General features: G+C 49.8%; 3 protein-coding genes. 1 reads left to right on the top strand and 2 read right to left on the bottom strand.

Translation table 11 applies throughout. The features are described from left to right. Positions 1–636 (top strand): sensor histidine kinase KdpD (locus EXE42_RS15030; RefSeq protein ID WP_137706851.1); only part of this gene is annotated, 636 nt, incomplete at its 5' end. 61 nt (positions 637–697) lie between these two features. On the opposite strand, the gene EXE42_RS15025 is transcribed toward EXE42_RS15030, so the two are convergent. Beyond that, complete coding sequence (locus EXE42_RS15025; protein WP_137706850.1) at positions 698–1,801, bottom strand: GAF domain-containing sensor histidine kinase; 1,104 nt, start codon at positions 1,799–1,801, stop codon at positions 698–700. 55 nt (positions 1,802–1,856) lie between these two features. Continuing rightward, on the bottom strand, positions 1,857–2,959 hold a 1,103-nt coding region (locus EXE42_RS15020; RefSeq protein WP_137706849.1), incomplete at its 5' end, for a PAS domain-containing sensor histidine kinase.

The raw sequence follows: 2,959 nt of genomic DNA, 5'->3' as shown, positions 1-2,959 counted from the left end.
CGTCATAACATAAAGAATACGATGAACGTTGTGAAGGGGAGCGCAGAGCTGATTGAACAACAGACAACTGACCCCGAAGTTGTGAACACCGCTGAAACAGTCTCGGAGCACAGCCAGAAGTTGATTGATATGGCTGGGAAAATACGACAGGTCACAAAAGTTCTCTCGAAGTCGCGAACGGCTGAGTCAACCGATCTTACACAGTCAGCCGAATACGCAGTATCAAACACTCAAACAGAATTCCCTGAGGCAGACATTACGCTGGAAACGTCGAATGAGCCAGTCAGCGTTCCAGACGGAACGATCGAAACAGCGGTCGAGGAACTTATCGAAAACGCGGTTATCCATTCAGACCGTGACCAAGCGTCAGTTTCGATTCGGGTCTGGTCAGATAGTGATGCATCGTATCTCGAAGTGAGTGACAGCGGGCCGGGTATTCCGGATGAGGAGCGCGATATACGGACTGGTGAAGAAACGATTCAGCCTGTTCTTCATGGGTCTGGTCTTGGACTATGGCTCGTGAAAGCGATTGTTGAACAGGCTGGTGGAGTACTCCAATTTAACGATAATGAGCCACGGGGAACGACGGTGAGAATGGTGTTCCGATCTTCTAACGATCTCAATCTCGTACGTTAAGACAATATCTTAGAGGCTCTCTCGATACGTGTCCCTTGCTGTATCACCCTGTGCGGGGGTGTCACTGAGAAATGATGTCAATCTTAGTAATCTCGAATCGTGTACCGTTGTCACTTCCTTCGGTAATACGAATGTCCCACCCATGTGCTTCAGTAACCTGCTTAACAATACTTAATCCAAATCCAGTACCTTCCGTACCCGGAGAGTATCCCGCCTCAAATACAGCCGTGCGATCTGTAGCTGGAATACCGGGGCCATCATCTTCAATATAGAAGCCATCTTCAAGTTCCCCGACCCTCACAAAAACATCTGACCCACCATACATCACTGCGTTTGACAAAATATTCTCCAACAACTGACGAAGACGCGTCCGATCTGCGCTGATATATTGCTCTGTGTCAATAGATAACGTGGCGTTCTGTTGATCAACACTCGACCAACTTTCTTCAGTGAGTTGTGCTAACTCTACAGTCTCCAGATTGAGCGCCTCTGTTCCGATTCGTGCAAAAGTTAACATGTCGTCAATCAAGTGGTCCATTCGTTCATGAGCAGCGGCGACCTTTCGAAGAGGCTCACTATCTTCCTTCTCACGAACGGTTTCGAGGTATCCTTGAGCGATATTCAGTGGGTTGCGGAGGTCTTGGCTGACTACTGAGGCAAACCGATCTAGACGCTCAATTTGCTGTTTCAGTTCTTGCTCTCTTTCGATGCGATCAAGAGCTGTTTTTGAGTGACTCACAAGTAGCTCAGCTAACTCAATATCGTCTACGGTAAACGCAGACTCAGTCGTACTAACCGCCTGAAAAACACCGTGGTCGTCGATTGGAACACTTATGCCTGACCGATAGTCCGGCTTCGCGGGGTCCGTATTGTCATCCGGTTCTATTGTGTTAACAAGCTGCGACTCTCCGGTCTGATATGTTTTGCCTGCTAATCCTTGGTCAAGACGCATCTGACGACTTCCGTCTGCTGGAGCATCTTTTGATGTGCCGCGCGGAACGAGCCACTCGCCATCGCGAATCAAGATAGTACAAAGATTAAAATCCAGAATATCTGATGCGGCACTAACCGTTAAATCACAGACACTCTCAGTCGTATCCTGAGATTGAAGTCTGGTCGCAACGTCATGTAGAGCCTCAATCGTCTCGCCAGGCGAGTTGGTCATATCAAACAAATGGGAGCACAGCCGGTAAAATTACTTGTTAAAGGAGTAGAAGAAGTCACTTCTCAGCTGCTAACGGGAGCCTAATCGTAATCTCGGTCCCACCTTGCTCGCGGTCGTCAACACGAATCTTTCCGCCAGAGTGAGTGATGGTCCAATAGACGAGCCACAATCCGAGTCCGCTGCCGTGAGAGAGTGTCTCGATAGCACCGCCCGATTCAAGAACGTTTCTGTCAAACTCCGGAATACCCGGACCATTGTCTCGCACGCGGAGGATACCCCACGAACTGTCAACAGTAAGGTCAACAGATACACGTGGTTCGTCGCTGTCGTTGTGGACTACAGCGTTAATCAGTAGCTCTTCGATAGCGGTATCAATCGAGTCAGACGCAGAGACAACAAGTTGAGCCGGGGCCGAAACATCGATACTTGCGTTAGACCAATTTTGACCCGTCTCTTCCGCAAGATTTCGAACTACCTGTCCGAGGTCTACCGGGGCCGGGTCGCGTGGATCACTGAGGCCGTCAGTAATCTTTCGTGACTTCTCGCTCGTCGTCAACAGGCCGTTAGCTCGCTCAACAATAACATCGGCAGCAGCCTTGAGGTCACCATCGAGTTCATCTTGAAGCTGCTTGCCTCGACCACGGATTACATTCACATCGTTGCGAATATTATGGCGCAAAATATTGTCGAAGACTTTCAACTGTCGCGTCCGCTTGTCGAGATTGGTGACATCCCGACAGATCGCAACTGTGCCTGTGAGTTCTCCATCCTCATAGTAGGGGTACCGGCTCGTGTAGAAGACCGCCTCCTTGTCAGTATGTGTGAACGTCGGCTCAACACTGTATTCGACTGGCTGTTCGGTCTCGATTACACGCTGTTTCTGCCGGGCAATCTCTGTGGCAGTGGCTGCGTCCATAAACTCGTATTCACCATCGCCGAGTAATTCATCCCTTGAGAGCCCGGCAAACGAGCACAGTGCGTCGTTAACCAGTCGAAACTCTCCCTCACAGCTCTGGAGCATAATTGGATCCTCAAGCCGCTCAACAATATCACGATATAAGGAGAGCCGTTGCTCAATCTCTTTGCGCTCGGTGATATCTCTTTGGACTGCGACGAAGGCTTTCGGCTCACCATCTTCGACAATTGGCGCGATAGTTT

It is taken from the genome of Halorubrum sp. SP3 (genome assembly GCF_005435195.1).
Lineage (GTDB): Archaea > Halobacteriota > Halobacteria > Halobacteriales > Haloferacaceae > Halorubrum > Halorubrum sodomense.
The sequence above is the reverse complement of the archived record's forward strand: the minus strand, read 5'-3'. Positions and strand labels throughout refer to the sequence as shown.